A 20,962-nucleotide genomic window follows, 5' to 3' on the forward strand; every position below is an offset into this window, starting at 1 on the left:
AGTTACCGTTCGTGTAGCAGCGTTTCCAGATTTTCCCGGATGTACCCCTCGTCACGGTTTTCTACGTACCAGTCAATCGTTTCCGCCATCCCATCGTCCAGCGAGTACTTGGGTTCCCAGCCCAGCAGTTCCTCGGCACGCGTCGTATCAGCGGCCCGATGACGAACGCCGACGGGCTTGTCGGTCATATGATTTATTTCCTCGGGCTCCCAGTCCATATACTCGAAGATGGCCTCGGCCACGTCATTAATCGAGATGTATTCTCTGATACCCGCATTGACCGGCGTGGCGTCCGTTATCTTCTCGTTGGCCAGCACCAGCGCACTCACGATGTCGTCGACGTACGTGAAGTTCCGCGTCTGCTCGCCGTCACCCCAGATCTGGTAGGGATCCTGTCCGGCGAAAGCCTTGGCAATGAGCGCGACGATAGCGTGGGTCTCGTTTTCGCGCGGGCCGTAGGCGGTGAAGATCCGCACCGAGCTTGCGTCGACGCCGTGTTGGTCGTGAAAGGCTTGCAGGGAGCGTTCACCCATCAGTTTCGCCCAGCCGTAGGCTTCGTCGGCGTAGGCGCCGCCCCTTTCCTCAAAACTCACCATATCTTCGGCGAGGCGCTGGCGTTCCTGCTGGATGTCCGTCGGATAAGTACATGCAGAGGAGGCGAAAGTGATCTTCTCGACGCCGTTCTCGACGGCCGTCTCGAAGACGATGTTGTCCAGCGCCATATTCGTCGCGCAGTTGGCGGGGTAATTGGAGATGTATCCGCGTCCGCCGTGGTCCGCGGCGAGGTGAAACAGGCGGTCGATGCCCTCGCTGGCCTCGTCTGCGAAGTCCCAGTGTTTGAGATTGCCCTCCAGAATCTCCACGTTGTCGGCGACGCCGTCGAGGTTCGATCGCTCACCGCTGGAGAAGTCGTCTGCTACGCGCACGTCTGCGCCGCGTGCAACCAGTTCCTCAACTAGGTGCGATCCAATGAAGGAAGCGCCGCCGGTCACCAGCACCGTGTCGCCGTCGTAGCTCATACCGTTCCCTCTATGGCCTGCTCACTTGCGAGTTTCTCTTCTGCCCACTCGTAGACTTCGCGCACACCGTCTTCCAGCGTGACTTCGGGGTGCCAGTCCAGTGACTCTTCCATCAGCGTCGTGTCGGCAGCGTACTTGTCCGTGCCGGTCGGCTTCGAAGTGTCGTGTTCGATTGTGAGGTCCTTACCGGAGATCTCGATGATGGTCTCGGCGAGGTCGTTGATAGAGACGACTTCCTTGCCGTTGCCGAGGTTGACGGCCTCGCCGTCGGTCTTGTTGGCCATCGCACGAATCATCCCCTCGACGCAGTCGGTGGCATAGATGAAGCCACGCTTCTGCGTGCCGTCACCGAACAGTTCAATGGAACCACCGTCGGGTTCCTCGATGACCTTCCGGCACAGCGACGGAATGACGTGGCTGCTCTCCGGATCAAGGTTCTCGCGGGTGCCGTAGGCGTTGAAGATGCGAACCATTCCGCAGTCCATCTCTGTGTCCTCGTGATAGGCGTGGCAGCCGACTTCGCCGAGAATCTTTGCCCATCCGTAGGTACTATGCGGATCGGCAGGTATTGCCTGTTCCTCCGAGAAACGGTTGAGTCCGTCGTGTTGCTGGCGGTAGATGCAGGCACTGGAGGCAAACAGGAAGCGGTCAACGTCGTTTCGATGGGCCTCATCGAGCAGGTGGTGGTTCATTAACACGCTGGGCGTGAGGCCGCCGACGTTCTCACGTTGGATGTAGTGAATGCCGCCGACGCTAGCGGCCAGATGAAAGACGTAGTCGACGTCTTCGGTCGCGCGCTGACAGCCCGTCGGCGTTGTGAGATCGACGGGCACGAGGTCGATGTCATTTTCGTGTTGTTCGATATGTTCGACGCGACCTCGAGAGAAGTCGTCCGCAACGACGACCTCGCAGTCCTTCGTTATCAGTCGATCGACGAGGTGACTTCCGAGAAAGCCGCCGCCCCCGGTTACGAGTACGCGAGATCCGCCAAAGTCCATACACCAGGAGCGACTGCGCTGGGTAATATAACTTCGGTCATTCGATCGGTACCGTCAGTCTCACTACCACTGGCCCACCATTTGTGACAATGGGTTCGCCACAGGAGGGTGAGTCGTCGAAGACGCTCACGGTTCTTACGGAATACTTCCATCCAGAGGAGGCATCGACAGCACAATTGTTGACGGAGTTGGCTACTGGTCTCCAACAACGGTACGAATTCGATGTTTCCGTCCTCACCAGCCATCCCAACTACCACGACGAGGATAGGCGGATGTCCGTTCCACGCCGCGAAACTCACGAGGGCGTCGTAATCGAACGTCTCCGCTCAACGCGGTTCGACAAGGATTCGATTCCGTTGCGTGTCGTAAACTGGATTACCTTCACAGTCCTCGCTCTGGTGCGACTCCTCTGTGGACACAGTGACGATGATGCCGTCCTCGTCCTGTCGAACCCACCGATCCTTCCACTGATCGCCTGGGTGAACCATAAAATCCGAGGCGTTCCCTACGTCTATCTCGTCTATGACGTGTATCCGGATATGGCCGTTGAATTAGGCTATCTGGAACGGAATGGCATCGTCGCCCGCGCGTGGGACCGTCTGATGCGGCCAGTCTACAGAGACGCCGACCGTATCATCGTCCTCGGCGACTCAATGGAACGGCACCTGACTGAGAAGTTGGAACACGATAGTGACTTCAAACCGGGCTGTATTGAGGTCATTCCAAACTGGGAGGACGAGGACTTTATCGAGCCATGTAAGAAGGAAACCAACGACTTCGCGAAAGAGAACGACACCGTCGACAAATTCACACTCCTCTATTCGGGGAATATCGGGCGGTTTCACGAATTAGAGACCGCTATCGACGCCATCGCACAGCTCGAATCACGCGGCCGCAAGGACATTCAGTTGTTAATTATCGGCGAAGGTGCACGAAAAGAGGAGTTGCAAAAAGAAGTCCGACGCCGTCACATCGACAACGTACGCTTCCTCCCCTTTCAGCCGTTGGAGCAGCTCCCGGAAACACTCACCTGCGGTGACGCTTCGCTAGTCGGCATCAAACCCGAGATGGAAGGAATGTGTGTCTCCTCGAAGCTATATTCGTCATTGGCGGCGGGTATGCCAATTATGGCAGTCGTTGGCGACGGTGATGAAGTTGCACGCGTCGTTCGCGAATACGACTGTGGCAGCTATGTGCCTCCGGATGATGTGGAAACAGCCGCCGATGTTCTTGCAGAGTGGGCCGACAAGCCGGAGACTGTCCAAGATCTCGGCCGGAATGCCCGGGAATGTTTCGAGCAGCGATACACTGTGGACCACGCTTTGCGACAGTATGCAGGCCTGTTCGATGAAGTTGTGGGGAGTAACTAATGGGCGTTACCAGCAATATCGGACCATCCTGAATTCCAATACTATTAGTGACGCTTTCCCAGACGGTCACCTATGTACGATCAACGCGTTCTCGTCACGGGCGGCGCGGGCTTCATCGGCTCGAACCTCGCGAACGATCTCGCGACCGACAACGACGTCATCGCGCTCGACAACGAGTTCCTCGGCACGCCCGAAAACCTCAACGATGATGTCGAGTACGTTAAGGCGGACGTGCTCGACGACGACCTCCCGACCGACGTCGACGTCGTCTACCACCTCGCCGCGCTCTCCAGCCGCCAGATGCTCGAGGAAAACCCGCGCCGGGGCGCCCGCGTCAACGTCGAGGGCTTCGTCAACGTGGTCGAACAGGCGATCGATGACGGCTGTGACACGGTCGTCTACGCCTCGACCTCCTCGGCCTACGGCAGCCGCACCGAACCGACTCCCGAGGACGTTCCGCTCGAGGCCTCCACCGGCTACGACGCCTCGATGCTCGGCCGCGAACGCTACGCCGAGTACTACAACGACTTCTACGACGACGTCACCCTCGCCGGGATGCGCTTCTTCTCCGTCTACCAGGGATACGGCGGCAGCGAGGCCCACAAGGGCCAGTACGCCAACACCGTTTCGCAGTTCACCGAGCAGATCGCGAACGGCGAGTCGCCGGTCCTCTGGGGCGACGGCACCCAAACGCGCGACTTCACGCACGTCTCGGACATCGTCCGCGGACTCGAACAGGCCGGCGACGCCGAACTCGCCGGCGTCTACAACCTCGGCACCGGCGACCCGTACTCGTTCAACGAGATGGTCGCGCTGATCAACGAGACGCTCGGCACCGACGTCGAGCCCGAGTACGAGCCGATTCCCCTCGCGAACTACGTCCACGACACCTGCGCGGATATCTCCAGGATCAACGACGCCGTCGGCTGGGAACCCGAGATCGACTTCGAGGAGGGCGTCGAGCTGGTCTGTGAACCGTACCTCGAGGCGTAACGCGGCCGTCTCGTCAGTGTGGCCAGGGTGGCGAAGGACGAGTTATAAGCGCGTATACACCCTCCTCACCTACTCACACCCCGTACCGAGTGAAGACCGGACTCGGTCAGACAGCGTCGAGGCGCGTGACGAGGATCCCCTGACGATCGACACCATCGCGATCGCTCATCCCGATTTCCGTTCGAACGTTCGCTCGGAGGCCGGTGTCTTTATGCGGCAGTCGACACTAAATGCGTGTATGTCGGGGCTTACAGCCGATCTCGATGCGATCGTGGCTGCCGGCGGCTACGACGACGCCGACGCGATGATCGAGGAGGCCGTCCGTGAGCTGCTCCGTCAGCGACCCGAACTCCGGTTGTCGCTTGCGGTCGAGCAGTACCGGTCCGGTGCGGTGAGTTGCAATCGGGCCGCCGAACTGGCGGGCGTCTCGGTGGAAGCGTTCACGGACGAACTCGCGGACCGCGGCATCGACCGGGACGCCGGGTTTCTCACTGACGACCAGCGGGACGACCAGCTGCGGACGATCACCGACTGAGCCGTAGTATAGTATTTATAAGGGCATATGAAGCAGCCGTCCGAGCGATCACGCCCGCGAAGATCCGCCACCGCCGCTTTGGCCGCGTCAGCTTCCGGCCCCGTCAGCAGACCGGCGACGTCGTCGGGATGCGGACTCCGCGTCATCCGGCGCAGCGTCTCCTCAATCGTCTCGCCGGGTTCGTTGTGTGCGGTCAACCACTCGTGATACTCCTCCGAGACACGAATGGTTTTGACCATATGATATATCGGAATATATGGATCGAGGAGTCGTACGACTCCTCGAGAACGGTCGCGTCCTCGGAGGGCGCGATCTCGAGGTCCTCGGCGCCGCGTTCGAAGCCTCTACCGATCGATCCCCGACCGTGTACTCACCAGGAGGCGCAACTCGAACGGCGTCCGTTCCGTTCTCGTTTCCCGAGGTGAACGGAGCTGGGACTCCCGGTCGGATTCGTCTCCCCGGTCCGTTCTGCCCGATTAACGAACCGGATCAACCGGCCAGGACGGGAGCGAGGGCGTCCCGTTCTCCCAGTGAATCGCCGCGACCGCTGCCGGGAGCTGCTGGAGTCGGTGATCAAGGACCGCGAGTGGGTGCGAATCGAGAACCGATGCACGATGGCGATCGATCGGCGTGTCCTCGTACGTGAGCTGGATATGACAGCTCCCGAGGTCCGGATGATCGGCATCCTGGTGGAAGCCGACCATTAGGTTCCGATCCGGTTCGACCCAATTGATGCGGTAGTATTCGTGGTCGGCGTCGGCTGGGTACCAGAAGCGAATCTCCAGTCGTGCGGTCTCCGCGTCGGAGGAGGCACTCAGGAACGTGGTCGGATCGACATCCGCGATGACGTACCGGGGGCGGCGTCGGGACGGGCGATACCGCACGTCCGCACACCCCGCCTGTCTCGTCAATCGGTCGTGAACATCGCGGAGAAGGGTCCGCTGTGTATAGCGGTCGCGACCGGCGAGAAATATCATACTGTAAGCGAGGAGGATTAGCTCGTGGCGCGGTCGGCCACGTCGGTCATCCGTTCGCGGGCGGCTTCGGCGTCGGAGTAGAGTTCCAGTGCGTGCTTGATGAGTCGGCGATCCGCCTCGTTCTCGCGCCAGAACGCGATGACGTCGCGACGGTCGCGAAGCTCGGCACTCGTGAGGTCGCCGTCGGCGAGCGACTGCTCGAGCTTCTCCCACGTCTCGACGTCGTAGGTGGCCTGCCACTCTTCGATCTCCTCGGTGATCGCGGCCAATTCGTTGCGAAGCTCCTCGCGCGTGTTCTCCTCGATGAGCGTCCGGATCTCCTCGAAGAGGAGTCGCGTATAGTCCGGCTGATAGCGCGTGGTCTCGCCGGCCTCGACGCGGCGCAGCTGCCCCTGATCGACGAGCGCCTGGAGTTCCTCGTTGGTCGTGCTCCAGGCGGCGTCGGCCTGCTCGCTGATCCAGTTCACTGACCGGGGCTCACGAAGCGTCTCGACGACCGCCCGAATGCGTTCGCGGGCACTCATCGACTTCGTCCACGACTGGGCCCCATCCCGCGGGGATTCGGACATACTTGGTACCTCTTGTGACGGTGTTCATCCCGCACTCTCATATATATTCGGATATTCTCGTATAACCAAGACGTGTTCGCGAGGATGCGAACTCGACGAGCGGTGGGACGGATGCGACGATCCGATGCTCGCCGGCCTCTCCTGCCACGACCACGCCGTGTCGCGTTCCGGTCACAGTGACTGCCGAAATAAGCACGTTCGTATCGGGGACGGCCTTCACGAGTACGTTCGCCCTCCATCCGGGTTGCGAGCGTGGATTCAGCGCTATTCGTATCCGGACATCGCCTCACAACGTTCCCTCCCTCACGATCCTGCAGCAACGGCGACCTGCGTTCCGTTTTCCACTGCCACGTTCGAGACCTGCACTGACTGGTTCCCGACCGTGTATTCTCCCGGATACGCCACCCGGATCGTGTACGTCCCGTTCTCGTTCGCCGTACCTCGCCGTGTATACGCGAACTCCTCCTCGAACGTCGTTACGGTCGTGTTCGCGCGAACCGTCGCCCCTGGCTCTCCCTGCCCGACGATCGACGCACCCGGAACCGGCCGGAACACCTTGACGCCCCCACGATCGGCCACGTGAACGAGCCGGAAGTGCCCCGACCCGTTTGCGGCCGACGTCGCGCTCCCGTGCTCCTCGAACAGCTGCGCGTAGGTCGTTCGCGGGTTCGCGTCGACCTCCAGTCGTTCGATCGCGATGTATCCGACCCGCCCCGAGAACCGGTTATAACTGCCGTCCGGGTTCGTGCTGTTTACGAACGGTTGGTAGTTGTTCCGCGCATACCCATACCCACTCCCGCCACCACTCACCTGGTAGTTGTACATCCGCGCCCGCCCCCAGTTGCTCAACACGTAGTTCGGTCCCTCACGCTCCTCCGCGTCCTCGTCGATCCACGCCGCCGCGTCCGCCTCCGCGTCGCTGATCGCCACGGTGTCCATCATTCCGGGCACCAGAAACAGGCTCAGGCTGCCGATCAGCATCACCGACAACGCGATCGTGCTCATCCGCCGGATCGTCATCGTCTCGGGCCACCAGGCGAACCGCGTCCGCCCGCTTTCCCCATCGCCATCCCCAACGTCGCGTTCCAACCGTCGCGTTCGCTCCGCCTCGTCCGACTTCCCGACGATCGTCGGCGGCTCGACCAGCTCGACCTTCCCCAGCAGCCACATCATTCCGACCGCGGCGAACACCGCGGTCACCGCGGTCGCCTCCCCGGCGAAGCGGATCTGGAAGACTGCGAACCCAAGCAGACTCGCTGCGTAACTCACGAGCACCAACCATTCGGGGCGATGCTCCTCGGCGCACCGCCACCCGACCCAGATCAGCGCCGGCAGCGCGAAGAAGAGGAACCATCCGAAGTGGTCCACCGACCCGAAGAAGTAGCCGAAATCGCCCGAGACCAGCGACCGCGTCTCGGCGATCCCCTCACGTCCTAATAGATGATCGATCACCCGTCCCCGCAACTGCTCGAAGTCCGCCGGCCGAAATCGCGCGAACCCCGCAAGCAGCGGCACCACGCTCGCCGCCGCGGCCCCGAGATGCACGCCCGGATGCAGGTCCAGCTTCTGGACCACGACCGCCGCGAGCACCACGAGCACGCCGCCTATCGCCACTAGTAGCGGCATAAAGACCACCATCGACTCCTGCCAGCCGTACCGCGTGTGCAGCAGGAACGCCAGCCCGAACCCGATCGCCAGCGCCCCGATCACGGGCACCCCTGCCACAAGCGGACTCCGCTCGGTCCGAATGTCGGAGGCTGCCCGTAGCGTCACGGAGACGGCCAGCCCCACGAGCAGGATCGGGGACCCGCCCCACGAGTGGACCATCGCCGCGATGACGACCCCCACGAGCCCCGTCACCGCGATCGTCGAGGGCGCGAGCAGGTACGACCGCCACGCCCCGACCTCGCGGCCCGAAAGCGACCGTGCGAGCCAGAGCACCCCCAGCACCGTCAGCGCCAGCCAGGCGTAGTCGATCGTGTGGTGGTCGATGAAGCCGATCCCCGAATACAGCGCGTGCCCCGGCAGCAGCGCGAACACCAGCACCGACGCCAGCGCCACGCGCTCGTCCCCGGTCGTCCAGACCGCGTACAGGTAGACGCAACCCCCCACGAGCAGCGCCGAGACCACCGGGATCCACGCCACGATCCCCGCCGCGGCCTCGACCTCGCCGCCCCCGAACAGCTTCGTCGCCGCCCATCCGATCGTGTACGTCAGGGGATATGCAGTAATTCCTCCGCCCATAACCTCCGATAGCGTCTCAATCTCCAACCACCCGACGTCCGCCGCCACCAACCGCTCCGCCCCGTGCAGGAAGTGGTAGGGGTCGTTGCCCGGCAGGAAGACGCGCTCGCCCCGAAACACCTTCCCGATCGTCACGATCCGCATCAGGAACAGGTACGCGAAGACGGCCAGCAGGCCCGTGAGGAGGTCCCGATGCAGCCCCTCGGTGAGCCCGGCGACCCACCCCCGGAGCCGGGATCCGAGCGCGAGGTCGACGCCGTCCCGATCGCTGCCGACAGCTCCGCTTCCGCCAGTTCCGTTTCCGCCAGCACCGCCAGCATCGCTTCCGCCAGCACCGCCTGCACCCCCGCCCGCACCGCCACCGCCAGCGTCGCCCTCGCCGTTCCCGGCGCCGCCGCCCGCCGTGACCGCCTCGTGCGCCGCCCGAACCGCCTCGGGGTCGGCCACGCGATACCCCTCGCCCTCGCTCTCGACGATCCCCCGCGAGACGAGCTCGCCGAACGCCCCGGAGTCGGCCGCCAGGTCGTCGAACGTCCAGGGCGTTTCGGCCGCCGCGTCCGTCTCGATCGCGTCCGCGACCGCCTCGGCCAGTTCCGGTCGGTCCTCGAGGAGGCTACGCGTGGCCGCGTGCGGATCCGCCATATGTCTCAGACCGTGTGCCGGCGACCGCTTAAAAGGCGTTGGTCCCCGGCGACGTCGTGGTTGGAGGGAGTGGTTGGGATCGATCGTCATTGGGAATTGCCCGGCGGGCAAGCGGTCCGGGACGCGGAGCGTCTCGTCATCACGGGAGACCGTGTCCTCCGTCCGACCCCGGGACGGTCGCCTTGATCGCCTGAAACATAAATTTTTTGAGTACTACCGAAAAAGTAGTATTTATCAGATGTACGAACTTCTGGATGAGACGGCGGCCCAGGTCATCCTCGCGACGGAGCCCGGCGACACCATCCAGCGCGTCGCGGACCGGCTGCACCGTCCCTACGAGACGGTCCGTGGGGCCGTCGACCGGCTCGAAGACGGCGGGTTCCTCACGTACGATGACGGGCTGTCCGTCGTGGATGATCGCGTTCGCGAAGCCACCCGGGAGCTTCTCGCGGCGAGCGCGACCAGCAGTCCGCCGTCGATCGAGGACGCGTACCGGCTTCCGACGTTTGGCGAGTGGCCGTTCGCCTTCACGCGCATCGACGCCGTCTACGTGTGGACGCGTGGCGGGTATCAGATCGGCCGGGACCCGGACGACTATCCCCTGTTCCTCGCCGTCCGGGATCGCGACCTCGCGGACTGGGAACGCTTTTTCGACGCCGTCGGAGTTCCGACCGCGTTCGATCGGCAGCCCCGGTCGGCGATCGACGGTCCTCTGCAGGTCGTCCTCGACGCTCGCGACACGCTCGAGCGGGAGTGGGTCGACGGCTACCCGGTCCAGCCTCGGTCGGAGACGATCACCTATATGCGGTCCAACTACGCGCAGTTCCAGCCGGCACTCGAGATGCTCGACCGACTGGAGCCCGACATCGATCTGAACGTAACTTATCGTGAGGGGGACCGGGCCTGATGGGCATCATTGGCCGAAGCGAGGCGCTCACGACCAGTGACCTCCCGATGAACTACGAGGTCGGTGACGACTGGGTGGCCGGCCGCGATCCGGACACCACGTCGTACTGCTCGCCGTGGGTGGTTGGGACGATCAAACACCGAGCAGTGGCGAACCCGCAAGGGCGGATCACCCGAGATTTCACGGACCGAATGGCTCGACGCTGCCGGGCATTTCTCGCTGATGACCCGTGACTGATCCCTTTCGATCCGGTCCCGTTCGCGTCCGCGTGGGAACACTCGACCCGGCGAATCGTGCCCTCGTCAGGCGGGGGCGGCGTCGTCCGCCGAGCCGGGCGTGGAGATCTCGAGGCTGACCTCGATCGTCTCGTAGGGAACGAACGGGCGTTTCGCTCGCCCGTCCGGCTCGAAGTGCACGATGTCGTACTCGGCGAGGACCTGCAGATCGTCGTGAACCGTCTTCACGTCCCGATCGAGCCGGTCGGCCAGGCCACGAATGCTCTCGGGTTGCTCCGCCATCACGCTCCGCAGGAGCTCGACGCGGCGATCCGTGAGGAGCGCCCGGAGATCGCTCGGGTTCTGAAAGTTGATCACGTGCGGGACGGTTTCACCGGCCTCCCACCGTTCGAGCCGGTCGATCGCGTCGCGACGGTGATCCCGCTCGGGCTCCGACGTGATCCGAAGCACCGGCGGATACGCCTCGGGGTCGCGATCCGCGAGGAAGCCCGCCTCGGCGTCCGTCCCGGCGATCGCGTTCGCCGCGGCCGTATCCCTGACCTCGATCCCGTCGTCGTTGGTCTTGTCGTCGTTGGTCTTGTCGTCGTCGGTCTTGTCGTCGTTGGTCATGGTGTCTCACCGCGGTCAGCGGTTCGTCGGTCGTCCACCTCGCGGTGGAACGCTCGAACGTGGTCGCTGAGACCGGTGTATTCGACGTCGAAGACGCCGTCCGGCGTATGGTAGTGGTGGCGACCCACGTCGGGGTGGTCCGGGAAGTTGTCGAACCGGAGCACCGTTCGACCCGCCGCAGTCATATACTGGAACCGGTATTTCACTCCCTCCGGATAGTCCTCGCTTTCCGGGACGTCGGTCGCGACCATCTCGTACCGGGAGCCATCGTCGAACGTGTCCGAGTCCTCGTAGATGACCGTCGTCCCCATCCAACACTGTTGGTGTACTTGACCAACGATAATAATCGTTTCGCCCGACGGTCGTCCAGAACCTCCTCGAACTCGTCCCCGTTCGCCCGCAGGCCCACGAGGACGCGCTCCTGGCGGCGGCGGCGTTCATCGACGAGCACGGCCTCACGCCGTTCGACGCGGTCCACGCCGGGATCGCGCACGTCGCGGACGAGGGCGTCTGCTCGTCGGAACGCGACTACGACCTGGCGACTACGACCTGGTTGGTATCGACCGGACGCCCCTCGAGAGCTATCCGGAGTAGCGGCCGCCGTTTTCACTCCTTTCCGGCCGCACCGACGCCCTCGCGCACCTTCACGGCCATCCCGGTCCCGAAGGCGCGCATCTCGGCGGCGGCCAGCTCGGCGCGCCCGACCCCAAGCAGCTCGTCGTCGGGCGTCACCACGAGCACCTCGTCGCCCGGCCGAACCGCGTCGTCGACTCCCTGCACGAACTTCGCGAACGCGTTCTTCCCCTCGCGCACGAAGGGTTCGCTCTCCTCCCCGACGGTCACGCGATACGCCGGGGGATCCAACGCCGCCGCGAGCCGCCGCCCGCCGGCGACCCCGAGGGTGAATCGGCCGTCGGTCCCGTAGGAGACGAGCCGCTCGCCCGCGTCGCCCCCCGAGGCGTCGACGTCGCCCGCCAGCACCTGCCGGGGTCGGCCCCCGCTCGACCGCCGGATCGAGTGGGGCTCCGCCGGCGGGAACAGCGCCGCCCCCGCGCCCGCGCCGAACTGGTAGTCCGCGACCACCCGCAGGTCGGCCAGTCCCGTCGTGTCGCTCATACGCTCCCGTCCGGCCCGCGTGAATAACAGTCGTCCGATCCGATGCGCCGATCGTCGCCCCCCGTGGCGGGGTCGGCTGCGGCCAGGTCGTCGCTCCCCTTCGGGCCGATTGCGACCCGGTCGTCGTCCCGGAAGCCGCGTTCGGGGCGAACCTTTACCGACCCGGCCGTCCAACCTCGGCGGGAGACGCCGGTCTCGAGGATCCGATGCCACCACCCACGCCAGCTCCGGACGCTGCCGTCGACGAGCTCCGCGAGGCCCTCCGCGGCGCCGTCCTCGAACCCGGCGACGCGGGATACGACGCGGCGCGGCGGGTCTGGAACGCCAGGATCGACCACGAGCCCGACGTCATCGCCCGGCCGACGGGGACCGCGGACGTGCTCGCGGCGGTGACCGGCGCCCGCGAGCACGGCCTGTCGCTCTCGGCCAAGGGCGGCGGCCACCACGTCTCCGGAACGGCGGTCCCCGACGAGGGGCTGCTGCTGGACCTCGGGGAGATGGACGCGGTCGACGTCGATCCGGACCGGCGGATCGCCCGCGTCCAGGCCGGAGCGACGTGGGGCGACGTGGACCACGAGACCCAGGCGTTCGGGCTGGCGGTTCCCGGCGGCCAGGACCCGAACATCGGCGTCGCCGGGCTGACGCTCGGCGGCGGCGTCGGCTGGCTCAGCCGCAAGTACGGGCTGACCTGCGACAACCTCCGGGCCGTCGAGCTCGTCACCGCCGACGGCGAGCGCGTCCGCGCGAGCGCGGACCGCCACCCGGAACTGTTCTGGGGGCTCCGCGGAGGCGGCGGCCGGTTCGGCGTCGTCACGTCCTTCGAGTATGATCTCCACGAGGTGGGCCCCGAGATCCTGGCCGGCTCGCTGGCGTACCCGGTCTCGGACGCGCCGGCCGTCGCCCGCCGGTATCGCGAGTTCGTGGCCGACGCGCCCCGGGAGGCCAACGCCCTGTTCGGGCTGATGGCGCTGCCGCCCGCCTCCCACTTTCCCGCGGACCGGCACGGCGACCGGGTGGCGATGCTCGTGGTCTGTTACGCCGGCCCGCCCGAGGAAGGACGACCGGTGCTCGAACCGCTCCGGTCGTTCGGGGACCCGATCGCCGACTCGATCCGATCTCGACGGTACAAGCGGTTCCAGCGGGCGGGCGCGAGCCGCGGATCGATCCGCACGGCTCTCCGAAGCCAGCACCTCGAGACCGTGACCGACGAGGCGATCGGGACGCTCGTGCGGCACGGATCCGACGTGCCCGCCGACGGCGCGACCGTCTTCGTCTCGCCGCGCGGCGGCGCGGTGACCGATCCCGACCCCGACGCGACGGCCTACCCCCGCCGCGAGGACGCCTTCCACGTCCTGGTCGAGGCACGCTGGACGGACCCGGCCGACGACGACGAGCACGTCGAGTGGGTCGAGTCGTTCCACGAGGCGCTCCGTCGCCACGCGACCGGCGACGTGGCGATGAACTTCCTTTCCGAGGACGACCCCGAGACGCGTCGCCGGGCCGCGTTCGGCGACGACTACGAGCGGCTCCGCCGGCTGCAACGCGAGTGGGATCCGGACGGACTGTTTCGGATGACCCGGGGGATCGATCCGACCGACTGATCGATCCGACCGACTGATCGATCCGTCCAACTGCTCGAGACGGGAGCGACGAGACGCGCAGCCGCCACGCCGGCGACGAGCGGCCACGTTCCGCGACCCACCCCGGCGCGTTCGGCTTCGACGTGACGAGTTCCGGGCCGATGCGGTCGCCTTCGGGGGACGATACGACGAGTTCCGGATCCGGTGGGTTCATTGCCGGCGCTGGATTGGGTACGACCGATCGAACCGATGTCCGGCGTCCCCACACCAGCTCCCGCGGCCCTCGGAGGGCCGCAGCCGTGAACGCGAACGACCGGTCGATCACGGCGTTCACGATGGCCGCCCACGGGCTCGTCCACACCTACGAGCTGTCGATCCCGATCCTGATGACGGTCTGGCTGACCGAGTTCTCGGTCACCGCCGCCGTCCTGGGCGCGGTCGTCACGGTCGGCTACGGCCTCTTCGGCGCCGGCGCGCTCCCCGGCGGGCTCCTCGTCGACCGGCTGGGCTCCAGGCGGCTGATAGTCGGCTGCCTGTTCGGGATGGGGCTCGCCTTCTTCGGGCTCGCGCTGGCCCCCTCGCTAGCCGGGATCGCGGTCACGCTCGCGCTCTGGGGGACCGCCGCCAGCGTCTATCACCCGGCCGGGCTCGCGCTCATCAGCAACGGCGTCGACCCCGACCGGCGCGGCGTGGCCTTCGGCTACCACGGAATGGCCGGCAACGCCGGGATCGCGTTCGGCCCGCTGGCCGCGGCGGTGCTGCTGCTCGTCGCCGACTGGCGGGTCGTCGCGGCGGCCCTCGGAGTGCTCTCGATCGCCGCGGGCGTCGTGGGGCTGTCGGCCGACTTCGACGAAACCGCCGGCATTGAGGCCGCGGACGGAGCGGACGGGGACGGCGAGAACGGGAACGGAGCGGACGGGGACGACGCCACCCGAGACGACGCCGACTCGGACGCCACGACGATCCGATCGCTGGGCGATTTCCTCGCGGGGAGCCGGCGGGTGTTCACCGCCGGATTCACGCTCGTCTTCCTCGTGGTGCTGTGTAACGGGCTCTTCTACCGCGGGATGTTGACCTTCCTCCCCGAGCTGCTTCGGGAGTTCCTCCTCGCCGCGGTGGGCGACGTCCGGCTCGGGATCTTCGCCCCCGACAGTCCCCTCGCCGAGGAGTTCGACGTCTCGCGGTACGTCTACGTGGGACTGTTGACGGCCGGGATCGCCGGCCAGTACACGAGCGGCCGGCTCCTCGACCGGATCGAGCCCGAGCGCGGGCTCGCGACCGTGCTGTTCCTCCTGACGGTCATCGCGGTCGCGTTCGTCCCGCTGGCCGCGGCGGGGGTCCTCCCCCTGCTGGCGGTCAGCGCCGCGCTCGGGTTCGCGCTGTTCGGCATCCAGCCGTTCAGCCAGGCGACCGTCGCGGCCTACTCGCCGCCCGAATCGCGCGGGCTCTCGTTCGGGTTCACCTACCTCGGGATCTTCGGGATCGGCGCGCTCGGCGCGACGATCGTCGGCGTCGTCCTCACCTACGCGGCCGCCGATGCGGCCGTCTTCCTCGTGCTCGCGGCGGTCGCGCTCGCCGGCTGCACGCTGGCGACCGTGCTTCTTCGTCGTGATCTCCGGCCCTGACCCCTTACTGCGGGAGCGCCGCCAACCGCGACCGGATCCAGGCGAACGCCGCGAACAGCACCAGTCCAAGCGGCACCCCGACGACGAACCCGCCCAGAAAGCGGCCGATCGCGAGCCCGAACGCCATCCCCAGAATGAACGGCATCGCGAGCGTCTCGGCGATCTCCGCCGGCGGTCGGTCCGTGTCCATAGCCGGCATTGGGCCGCCCCACTTAAAGGAGGAACGTGTCCTCGCGCGCGCCCAGGTCGATGAACGTATCGACGGCATCGACCAGCTCGTCGGCCGTCGAGGATTTGAAGCTCATCGCCTCCACGCGCACGCCCTCGTGCCGGAGGTGTGAACAGAGCCGCGAGAAGTCCCCGTCGCCGGTGCACAGCACCACGACGTCGACGTGGCTCGCGAGCGTCACCGCGTCCAGGCTCATCCCGACGTCCCAGTCGGCCTTCTTGCTCCCGTCCGGGAACGTCTTGATGTCCTTGATCTTCGTCTCGAAGCCGATGTCGCGCAGCGCCTCGAAGAAGCGCTCCTCCTCGGGCGACTCCGCGCGGATCACGTAGGCGATCGCCCGCACGAGCTGGCGGTCCTGGACCGCCTTCGCAAGCAACGCCGAGTAGTCGATCTTCCGGGAGTAGACGCTCTGGGCCGTGTGGTACAGGTTCTGTGAGTCCGTCAACACGGCCACGCGCTGGCTCGGATGGATCTCGGTCATACCCGCCGGTTCAGTCCCCTCGTTTAAGGTGGTTCCCACTCGTCCGGCCCTCGCGGACCGACGAATCGATTTGCTCCACGGGCCGACGAATCGATTTGCTCCACGGGCCGACGAATCGATCCGCTCCACGGGCCGACGAATCGATCCGCTCCACGGACGGATGAACCGATCGCTGAGCGGGGCCACCGCTCATAAAGACCATAAGGACGCCGTCCCGACGCCGGGGTATGCAGACCCACATCGTTCCGGTCGGCTTCGATTACGACCGGTTGATCGCCCCGCTCGTGCGGGACCAGCTCGACGTCGACCACGTGGTGTTGCTGGAGGGCGCCGTCGGCAGCGAGGCCAACGTCGAGTACTCCCGCCGGCTGGCCGAGAAGCTCGAGAAGGACTTCCGGAACCTGCTGGGCGCCGAGACCGAGCGGTTCGTCGTCGCGGACGTCTACGACTACGACGCCGCCTTCGAGCAGGCCTACGGGCTCATCAACGACGAGCTCGACGCCGGCAGCGAGGTGTGGGTCAACGTCTCCGCGATGCCCCGGACCGTCTCGTTCGCCTTCGCGACCGCGGCCCACTCGATCATGGTCGAACGCGAGGGCGACCGGGACCGCATCCACACCTACTACACCGTCCCGGAGAAGTACCTCGAGACCGAGCTGGCCGAGACGCTCCGGACCCAGTGTGACCTCCTCGAGGACCTGCAGGCGGGCGCGATCGACGCCGACGACGAACGCCTCGCCGATCACCTCGCGTCGGCCCGGGACCTCCTCGCGGAGTTCGACGAGCGCGGGACGACCATCGGCGCCAAGCAGTTCGGCGAGGACCACATCATCGAGCTGCCGGTCGCCTCCTTCTCGAACGTCAAGCCATTCGAGGAGCTGATCCTCTTCACGCTCGGGGAACACGGCGTCTTCGAGTCCGTCTCCGAGCTCGCGGAGACGCTCGCCCGCGAGCTGGGCGAGGAGTACACCGACTCCTTCCGCTCGAAGGTCATCTACAACGTCGACCAGCTCGGCCCCGGCGGCAAGGGCTACATCGAACGCGAGGAGCACGGCAAGTCCTACCGGACCCGCCTGTCCCGGATCGGCGAGCTGTGGGTCCGGTCGCACGCCGACGAGTCGGAGTAGCCGGCCGCCTCCTGCCCGCCGCCTCGGTCGGCAGTCCGGGACCGGCGCGCCGCCGCCTCGGTCGGCAGTCCGGGACCGGCGCGCCGCCGCCTCACCCGGTCCGGAACGAGTGATCGAGCGACGGCGCGCTGTGGGTCAGCGACCCCATCGAGACGACGTCGACGCCGGTCGCGGCGTACTCGCGCACGGTCTCGAGGGTGATCCCGCCGCTGGCTTCCGTGATCACGCTTCCGGGGGCCGCCGCGTTCCCCGGGTCCGTCCAACTCTCGGCGTCCGCCGTGTCCCTGCGATCAGCGTCAGCGAGCGTCGCGACCGCGCGCTCGACCGTCTCGGGCGCCATGTTGTCGAGGAGGACGGCGTCGGCGCCCGCGAGCGCGGCCTCGCGCGCGGTCGCGACGTCCTCGGCCTCGACCTCGATCAGCGTCGCGAAGGAGGTCCGCTCGCGGACGCGCTCGATCGCCCCCTCGAGGCCCAGTTCGGCGACGTGGTTGTCCTTCACCATCGCCATGTGCGAGAGGTCGAGCCGGTGGGTGTCCCCGCCCCCGGCCGCGATCGCCCGCTTCTCGACGCCGCGGAGCCCCGGGGTCGTCTTCCGGGTGCCGGCGATCCGGACCGACTCCGAGACCTCCCGGGCGGCCGCGACCGCCCGGCGGGTTCGCGTCGCCACCCCCGACGCGTGCGCGACGACGTTGGTCGCGGCGCGCTCGCCGCGCAGAACGTCCCGGGCGGGCCCCGAGACGGCGAGGACCACCTCGCCCGGCTCGACGGCGTCCCCGTCCGCGAGCCGGTCGGTCACGGCGACGTCCAGGTGCTCGAAGACGGCGGCGGCCGCCTCGAGGCCCGCGACGACGCCCGCCTCCCGGACCACGAGCCGGCCCGTCGTCTCGCCGGGCACGTGGTTCGTCACGTCGTGATGGCCGAGGTCCTCGCGCAGCCAGGCTTCGACCGTGGATCGCTCAATCGGCATTCGCGGGCGTCCCCTCCTGCAGGCGGTGACAGCCGCGGGACCGGTCGTTCGCCGCCGCGGCCCGCGCGACCAGCAGCGCGGACACGCAGGCGCCGCGCAGCTCGTAGAGCGACCGGCTCGTCCGGGTTCGGGTGTAGGCGTCGACCTCGCCCTTCAGCCGCCGGAGGGCTGCCCTTGCCCGTTCGATCCCCTCGGGATCGCGAACGATCCCGAGTTCCGACTCCATCACGCGGCGGAGCCGGGCCGCCTTCTCGGCGGCGAACCGGTCGGGCAGGTCGGGGTCGCGGTCGGCGAGATCGGGGGCCGCGATCGGCTCGGGACCGCGTTCCGCGCTCGTCCGTCCCGCGGCCGCGCCGGCGCGGCGTCCCCACACCAGCCCCTCGAGGAGGCTCGTCGACGCGAGCCGGTTGGCTCCGTGGACCCCGGTCCGGGCGCATTCGCCGACCGCGTAGAGGCGGTCGAGCGACGTCCGGCCCCTCGCGTCGACGTCGATCCCGCCGCAGAGGAAGTGCTCCGCGGGCGCGACCGGGATCCCCGACTCGGGGTCGACCCCGCGGTCCGCACAGGCGCTCGCGAGCTCGGGGAACTCGCCGGCGAAGTCGACCGGCGTGACGTCGAGGACCACCTCGCCGGTCCGCTCGCGTGCGTCGGCGACCGCCCGGGCGACCACGTCCCGCGGCGCGAGCTCGGCATCGGGATGGCGGTCGACCATGAACCGTTCGCCGGTCGCGTCGCGCAACACCGCGCCCGCCCCGCGAACCGCCTCGCTGAGGAGGAACGTGCCTCGGGTCTCGTCTCGCCCACCTGGCTCGTTCCGTCCCCTCTGCTCGTCCCGTTCGTCCCCGGCGAACGCGGTCGGGTGAAACTGGACGTACTCCATATCGGCCACGTCGGCGCCCGCGAGCGCGGCCATCGCGATCCCGTCGCCCGTCGCGGTCCGCGGGTTCGTCGACCGGCGGTAGCAGGCGCCGATCCCGCCGGTCGCGAGGACCGTGGCGCCCGCGAACCACGGGGTCACCGTCCCGTCCCGCTCGAGGAGCGCGCCGTGGATCCGGCCCTCGTGGGTACACAGCTCGAGGGCCGCGGCGTCCTCGAGGATCGTGACCGCCTCGCGGTCCCGCAGGTGCTCGAGGAACGGAACGAGCAGGTGCTTCCCGGTCGCGGCGTCGACGTGGCGGATCCGCGCCTCGCCGTGGGCTGCCTCGCGCCCGTACTCCGCGTCGAACTCGACGCCCAGCGTCTCGACCAGGACGTCCCGCACCGCGTCGTCCGCCGCCGAGACGAGCACGTCGACCGCATCCGGGTCGGACGCGCCGTCCCCGGCCGCCAGCACGTCGCGTTTCAACGCCGCCGGATCGCCCCGGGTGACCGCGATGCCGCCCTGTGCCCAGTAGCTCGTGGACTCCTGGGGTCGGCTCGCCTTCGTGGCGACGGTCACGTCCGCGCCCGCCCGCGCGCCGGCGAGCGCGGCCGCACAGCCCGCGATCCCGCTCCCGACGACGAGCAGGTCGGTGGTCTCGCCCATCGTGGATCAGAGCTCCAACATCCGGTCGATCGCCAGCGACGCGAGCTCGGCCTCGCGGTCGGCGACCGCGATCACGTTCCGCGGCTCGTCCTCGAGGAGCCCCTCGAGCACCCAGGTCAGGTAGTTCGGGTCGACCTGGCGCATCGCGTTGCAGTCCATACAGGCGTCCCCGCACAGCGGCACCACGTTCACCGCCGGGTGCCACCGGTCGAGGTGGTTCGCGAGGTGGATCTCGGTGCCGATCGCCCACGTCTCGCCGGGGTCGGCCGCGGCGACCGTCTCGCGGATCGTCGCTGTGGACCCGACGACGTCGGCCGCCTCGACGACCTCGCGGCGACACTCGGGGTGGACGATGACGTTCGCGTCCGGGTGGCGGTCGCGGACGGCCGCGACGTGGTCGACGGCGAACCGCTCGTGGACCTGGCAGTAGCCGTCCCACAGAACGATCGACGCGTCGGCAACCGCCTCGGCGTCCGCGCCCGCGGGATCCCACGGGTCCCACTCGACGACCTCGTCGGCCATCCCCAGCCGGTGGGCCGTGTTCTCCCCGAGGTGCTTGTCCGGGAGGAACAGGACCGTGTCGCCGCGGTCGAGGGCGTACTCGAAGGCCTCGTGCGCGTTCGAGGAGGTGCAGACGAGCCCGCCCTGCTCGGCGCAGAACGCCTTCAGGTCCGCGTAGCTGTTCATGTACGTGACCGGGACGATCTCCGACTCCGGCGCGGCGGCGGTCAGCTCCGCCCAGGCGTCGTCCACCTGCAGCGCCTCGGCCATCCCGGCCATCGGGCACGACGCCTCCATGCTGGGGAGGATCACCGTCTGGTCGTCGTCGGTGATGACGTCAGCCGACTCGGCCATGAACGTGACGCCGCAGAAGACGACGTACTCGGCGTCGGCCGCGGCGGCGCGCTCGCTCAACCCGTAGGAGTCGCCGACGAAGTCCGCGTGCTCGACGATCTCCCGGCGCTGGTAGTTGTGGCCGAGGATCACCACGTCCTCGCCCAGCGCCTCGCGCGCCGCGTCGATCCGTTCCGTTCGCTCGGCCTCGGTCAGATCCCGATATCGCGGCGGCAACCGCTCGAGGTCGTCGTACTTGAAGAGGCTGAGATCCGTTTCGAGGGACGTCGATTTGAGTTCAGGCATGGGTTTCGGTCCGTGTGGTGTCTCACCCATCGACAACGACTATTGATAAAATTTTATCTTCAATACCGAATTC

General features: G+C 67.0%; 21 protein-coding genes and 1 pseudogene. 9 read left to right on the forward strand and 13 right to left on the reverse strand.

Annotation, left to right across the window (positions count from 1 at the left end):
- Positions 1 to 2 precede the first annotated feature (2 nt).
- Both BLV25_RS08800 and BLV25_RS08805 read right to left on the reverse strand, forming a co-directional pair.
- Positions 3 to 1,019 carry an NAD-dependent epimerase/dehydratase family protein gene (locus BLV25_RS08800; RefSeq protein ID WP_092732296.1) on the reverse strand — a complete coding sequence of 339 codons (1,017 nt, stop codon included), beginning with the start codon at positions 1,017 to 1,019 and terminating at the stop codon, positions 3 to 5.
- Complete coding sequence (locus BLV25_RS08805) at positions 1,016 to 2,017, reverse strand: NAD-dependent epimerase/dehydratase family protein (RefSeq protein WP_092732299.1); 1,002 nt, start codon at positions 2,015 to 2,017, stop codon at positions 1,016 to 1,018. The genes BLV25_RS08800 and BLV25_RS08805 overlap by 4 nt, the downstream gene beginning before the upstream one ends.
- A gap of 89 nt (positions 2,018 to 2,106) precedes the next feature.
- Between BLV25_RS08805 and BLV25_RS08810 the strand changes: the two genes are divergently transcribed.
- The 3 genes from BLV25_RS08810 (at position 2,107) to BLV25_RS08820 (ending at position 4,915) form a co-directional block, all read left to right on the forward strand.
- Positions 2,107 to 3,387 carry a glycosyltransferase family 4 protein gene (locus BLV25_RS08810; RefSeq protein WP_092732302.1) on the forward strand — a complete coding sequence of 427 codons (1,281 nt, stop codon included), beginning with the start codon at positions 2,107 to 2,109 and terminating at the stop codon, positions 3,385 to 3,387.
- A gap of 72 nt (positions 3,388 to 3,459) precedes the next feature.
- Positions 3,460 to 4,380 (forward strand): NAD-dependent epimerase/dehydratase family protein, encoded by a 921-nt coding sequence (locus BLV25_RS08815; RefSeq protein WP_092732305.1) that lies wholly within the window; start codon positions 3,460 to 3,462, stop codon positions 4,378 to 4,380.
- 238 nt (positions 4,381 to 4,618) lie between these two features.
- The gene (locus BLV25_RS08820; RefSeq protein ID WP_092732308.1) at positions 4,619 to 4,915 is read left to right on the forward strand and encodes a UPF0175 family protein; all 297 of its coding nucleotides are present in this window, start codon (positions 4,619 to 4,621) and stop codon (positions 4,913 to 4,915) included.
- Between the two features lie 476 nt (positions 4,916 to 5,391).
- Here the strand turns inward: BLV25_RS08820 and BLV25_RS08830 are convergent, their stop codons facing one another.
- From BLV25_RS08830 to BLV25_RS08840, 3 genes are all read right to left on the reverse strand, one after another.
- A complete protein-coding gene (locus BLV25_RS08830; RefSeq protein WP_092732311.1) occupies positions 5,392 to 5,892 on the reverse strand; it encodes a hypothetical protein in 501 nt (166 codons plus the stop codon).
- Positions 5,893 to 5,909: 17 nt separating this feature from the next.
- Positions 5,910 to 6,461, reverse strand: a complete 552-nt coding sequence (locus BLV25_RS08835; RefSeq protein ID WP_092732314.1) for a DUF7342 family protein — start codon at positions 6,459 to 6,461, stop codon at positions 5,910 to 5,912.
- Between the two features lie 303 nt (positions 6,462 to 6,764).
- Positions 6,765 to 9,347, reverse strand: a complete 2,583-nt coding sequence (locus BLV25_RS08840) for a hypothetical protein (RefSeq protein WP_143114415.1) — start codon at positions 9,345 to 9,347, stop codon at positions 6,765 to 6,767.
- 238 nt (positions 9,348 to 9,585) lie between these two features.
- Here BLV25_RS08840 and BLV25_RS08845 point away from each other — a divergent pair, with 238 nt between their 5' ends.
- Together BLV25_RS08845 and BLV25_RS08850 are read left to right on the forward strand one after the other, a co-directional pair.
- Entirely contained in the window at positions 9,586 to 10,254 is a 669-nt protein-coding gene (locus BLV25_RS08845) for a hypothetical protein (RefSeq protein WP_021073390.1), read from the forward strand.
- Positions 10,254 to 10,487, forward strand: coding sequence for a hypothetical protein (locus BLV25_RS08850; RefSeq protein WP_256335689.1), 234 nt, complete (start codon positions 10,254 to 10,256; stop codon positions 10,485 to 10,487). Before BLV25_RS08845 ends, BLV25_RS08850 begins: the two co-directional genes overlap by 1 nt.
- Positions 10,488 to 10,556: 69 nt before the next feature.
- On the opposite strand, the gene BLV25_RS08855 is transcribed toward BLV25_RS08850, so the two are convergent.
- Entirely contained in the window at positions 10,557 to 11,099 is a 543-nt protein-coding gene (locus BLV25_RS08855; RefSeq protein WP_092732321.1) for an HVO_A0114 family putative DNA-binding protein, read from the reverse strand.
- Positions 11,096 to 11,410, reverse strand: a complete 315-nt coding sequence (locus BLV25_RS08860) for a toxin-antitoxin system TumE family protein (RefSeq protein ID WP_021073393.1) — start codon at positions 11,408 to 11,410, stop codon at positions 11,096 to 11,098. The genes BLV25_RS08855 and BLV25_RS08860 overlap by 4 nt, the downstream gene beginning before the upstream one ends.
- Before the next feature lie 44 nt (positions 11,411 to 11,454).
- On the opposite strand from BLV25_RS08860, the pseudogene BLV25_RS18140 reads away from it, so the two are divergent.
- Positions 11,455 to 11,693: pseudogene (locus tag BLV25_RS18140) on the forward strand (PIN domain nuclease); the annotation flags it as partial.
- A 12-nt stretch (positions 11,694 to 11,705) separates the two neighbouring features.
- On the opposite strand, the gene BLV25_RS08865 reads toward BLV25_RS18140, so the two are convergent.
- A complete protein-coding gene (locus BLV25_RS08865; RefSeq protein WP_092732324.1) occupies positions 11,706 to 12,215 on the reverse strand; it encodes a PUA domain-containing protein in 510 nt (169 codons plus the stop codon).
- Between the two features lie 206 nt (positions 12,216 to 12,421).
- Here BLV25_RS08865 and BLV25_RS08870 point away from each other — a divergent pair, with 206 nt between their 5' ends.
- Both BLV25_RS08870 and BLV25_RS08875 read left to right on the forward strand, forming a co-directional pair.
- Positions 12,422 to 13,816, forward strand: a complete 1,395-nt coding sequence (locus tag BLV25_RS08870; protein ID WP_092732327.1) for an FAD-binding oxidoreductase — start codon at positions 12,422 to 12,424, stop codon at positions 13,814 to 13,816.
- Between the two features lie 278 nt (positions 13,817 to 14,094).
- On the forward strand, positions 14,095 to 15,420 hold the full coding sequence (locus BLV25_RS08875; RefSeq protein WP_218128620.1) for an MFS transporter: 1,326 nt from the start codon (positions 14,095 to 14,097) through the stop codon (positions 15,418 to 15,420).
- 4 nt (positions 15,421 to 15,424) lie between these two features.
- On the opposite strand, the gene BLV25_RS08880 is transcribed toward BLV25_RS08875, so the two are convergent.
- Both BLV25_RS08880 and BLV25_RS08885 read right to left on the reverse strand, forming a co-directional pair.
- Positions 15,425 to 15,610, reverse strand: a complete 186-nt coding sequence (locus BLV25_RS08880) for a hypothetical protein (protein WP_021073397.1) — start codon at positions 15,608 to 15,610, stop codon at positions 15,425 to 15,427.
- A 22-nt stretch (positions 15,611 to 15,632) separates the two neighbouring features.
- Positions 15,633 to 16,130: a LabA-like NYN domain-containing protein gene (locus BLV25_RS08885; protein WP_021073398.1), complete on the reverse strand. Its 498-nt coding sequence runs from the start codon at positions 16,128 to 16,130 to the stop codon at positions 15,633 to 15,635.
- Positions 16,131 to 16,357: 227 nt separating this feature from the next.
- Between BLV25_RS08885 and BLV25_RS08890 the strand changes: the two genes are divergently transcribed.
- Positions 16,358 to 17,257, forward strand: coding sequence for an HFX_2341 family transcriptional regulator (locus BLV25_RS08890; protein WP_021073399.1), 900 nt, complete (start codon positions 16,358 to 16,360; stop codon positions 17,255 to 17,257).
- 91 nt (positions 17,258 to 17,348) lie between these two features.
- Here BLV25_RS08890 and nadC read toward each other — a convergent pair whose 3' ends face one another.
- From nadC to nadA, 3 genes are read right to left on the reverse strand one after another with little or no spacing between them, the layout of a single operon-like run.
- On the reverse strand, positions 17,349 to 18,224 hold the full coding sequence (gene nadC, locus BLV25_RS08895) for a carboxylating nicotinate-nucleotide diphosphorylase (protein WP_039400481.1): 876 nt from the start codon (positions 18,222 to 18,224) through the stop codon (positions 17,349 to 17,351).
- Complete coding sequence (locus tag BLV25_RS08900; protein WP_092732330.1) at positions 18,214 to 19,749, reverse strand: L-aspartate oxidase; 1,536 nt, start codon at positions 19,747 to 19,749, stop codon at positions 18,214 to 18,216. Before BLV25_RS08900 ends, nadC begins: the two co-directional genes overlap by 11 nt.
- Before the next feature lie 6 nt (positions 19,750 to 19,755).
- Positions 19,756 to 20,889, reverse strand: a complete 1,134-nt coding sequence (nadA, locus tag BLV25_RS08905; RefSeq protein WP_021073402.1) for a quinolinate synthase NadA — start codon at positions 20,887 to 20,889, stop codon at positions 19,756 to 19,758.
- Positions 20,890 to 20,962: the final 73 nt, after the last annotated feature.

The sequence above is a fragment of the Halopenitus persicus genome (assembly GCF_900107205.1).
GTDB lineage: Archaea > Halobacteriota > Halobacteria > Halobacteriales > Haloferacaceae > Halopenitus > Halopenitus persicus.

Excerpts from the sequence above, each read along its gene's own strand:
- BLV25_RS08800 (WP_092732296.1), bottom strand. The coding sequence starts at position 1,019 with ATGAGCTACGACGGCGACACGGTGCTGGTGACCGGCGGCGCTTCCTTC.
- BLV25_RS08805 (WP_092732299.1), bottom strand. The coding sequence starts at position 2,017 with ATGGACTTTGGCGGATCTCGCGTACTCGTAACCGGGGGCGGCGGCTTT.
- BLV25_RS08810 (WP_092732302.1), top strand. The coding sequence starts at position 2,107 with ATGGGTTCGCCACAGGAGGGTGAGTCGTCGAAGACGCTCACGGTTCTT.
- BLV25_RS08815 (WP_092732305.1), top strand. The coding sequence starts at position 3,460 with ATGTACGATCAACGCGTTCTCGTCACGGGCGGCGCGGGCTTCATCGGC.
- BLV25_RS08820 (WP_092732308.1), top strand. The coding sequence starts at position 4,619 with ATGTCGGGGCTTACAGCCGATCTCGATGCGATCGTGGCTGCCGGCGGC.
- BLV25_RS08830 (WP_092732311.1), bottom strand. The coding sequence starts at position 5,892 with ATGATATTTCTCGCCGGTCGCGACCGCTATACACAGCGGACCCTTCTC.
- BLV25_RS08835 (WP_092732314.1), bottom strand. The coding sequence starts at position 6,461 with ATGTCCGAATCCCCGCGGGATGGGGCCCAGTCGTGGACGAAGTCGATG.
- BLV25_RS08840 (WP_143114415.1), bottom strand. The coding sequence starts at position 9,347 with ATGGCGGATCCGCACGCGGCCACGCGTAGCCTCCTCGAGGACCGACCG.
- BLV25_RS08845 (WP_021073390.1), top strand. The coding sequence starts at position 9,586 with ATGTACGAACTTCTGGATGAGACGGCGGCCCAGGTCATCCTCGCGACG.
- BLV25_RS08850 (WP_256335689.1), top strand. The coding sequence starts at position 10,254 with ATGGGCATCATTGGCCGAAGCGAGGCGCTCACGACCAGTGACCTCCCG.
- BLV25_RS08855 (WP_092732321.1), bottom strand. The coding sequence starts at position 11,099 with ATGACCAACGACGACAAGACCGACGACGACAAGACCAACGACGACAAG.
- BLV25_RS08860 (WP_021073393.1), bottom strand. The coding sequence starts at position 11,410 with ATGGGGACGACGGTCATCTACGAGGACTCGGACACGTTCGACGATGGC.
- BLV25_RS08865 (WP_092732324.1), bottom strand. The coding sequence starts at position 12,215 with ATGAGCGACACGACGGGACTGGCCGACCTGCGGGTGGTCGCGGACTAC.
- BLV25_RS08870 (WP_092732327.1), top strand. The coding sequence starts at position 12,422 with ATGCCACCACCCACGCCAGCTCCGGACGCTGCCGTCGACGAGCTCCGC.
- BLV25_RS08880 (WP_021073397.1), bottom strand. The coding sequence starts at position 15,610 with ATGGACACGGACCGACCGCCGGCGGAGATCGCCGAGACGCTCGCGATG.
- BLV25_RS08885 (WP_021073398.1), bottom strand. The coding sequence starts at position 16,130 with ATGACCGAGATCCATCCGAGCCAGCGCGTGGCCGTGTTGACGGACTCA.
- BLV25_RS08890 (WP_021073399.1), top strand. The coding sequence starts at position 16,358 with ATGCAGACCCACATCGTTCCGGTCGGCTTCGATTACGACCGGTTGATC.
- nadC (WP_039400481.1), bottom strand. The coding sequence starts at position 18,224 with ATGCCGATTGAGCGATCCACGGTCGAAGCCTGGCTGCGCGAGGACCTC.
- BLV25_RS08900 (WP_092732330.1), bottom strand. The coding sequence starts at position 19,749 with ATGGGCGAGACCACCGACCTGCTCGTCGTCGGGAGCGGGATCGCGGGC.
- nadA (WP_021073402.1), bottom strand. The coding sequence starts at position 20,889 with ATGCCTGAACTCAAATCGACGTCCCTCGAAACGGATCTCAGCCTCTTC.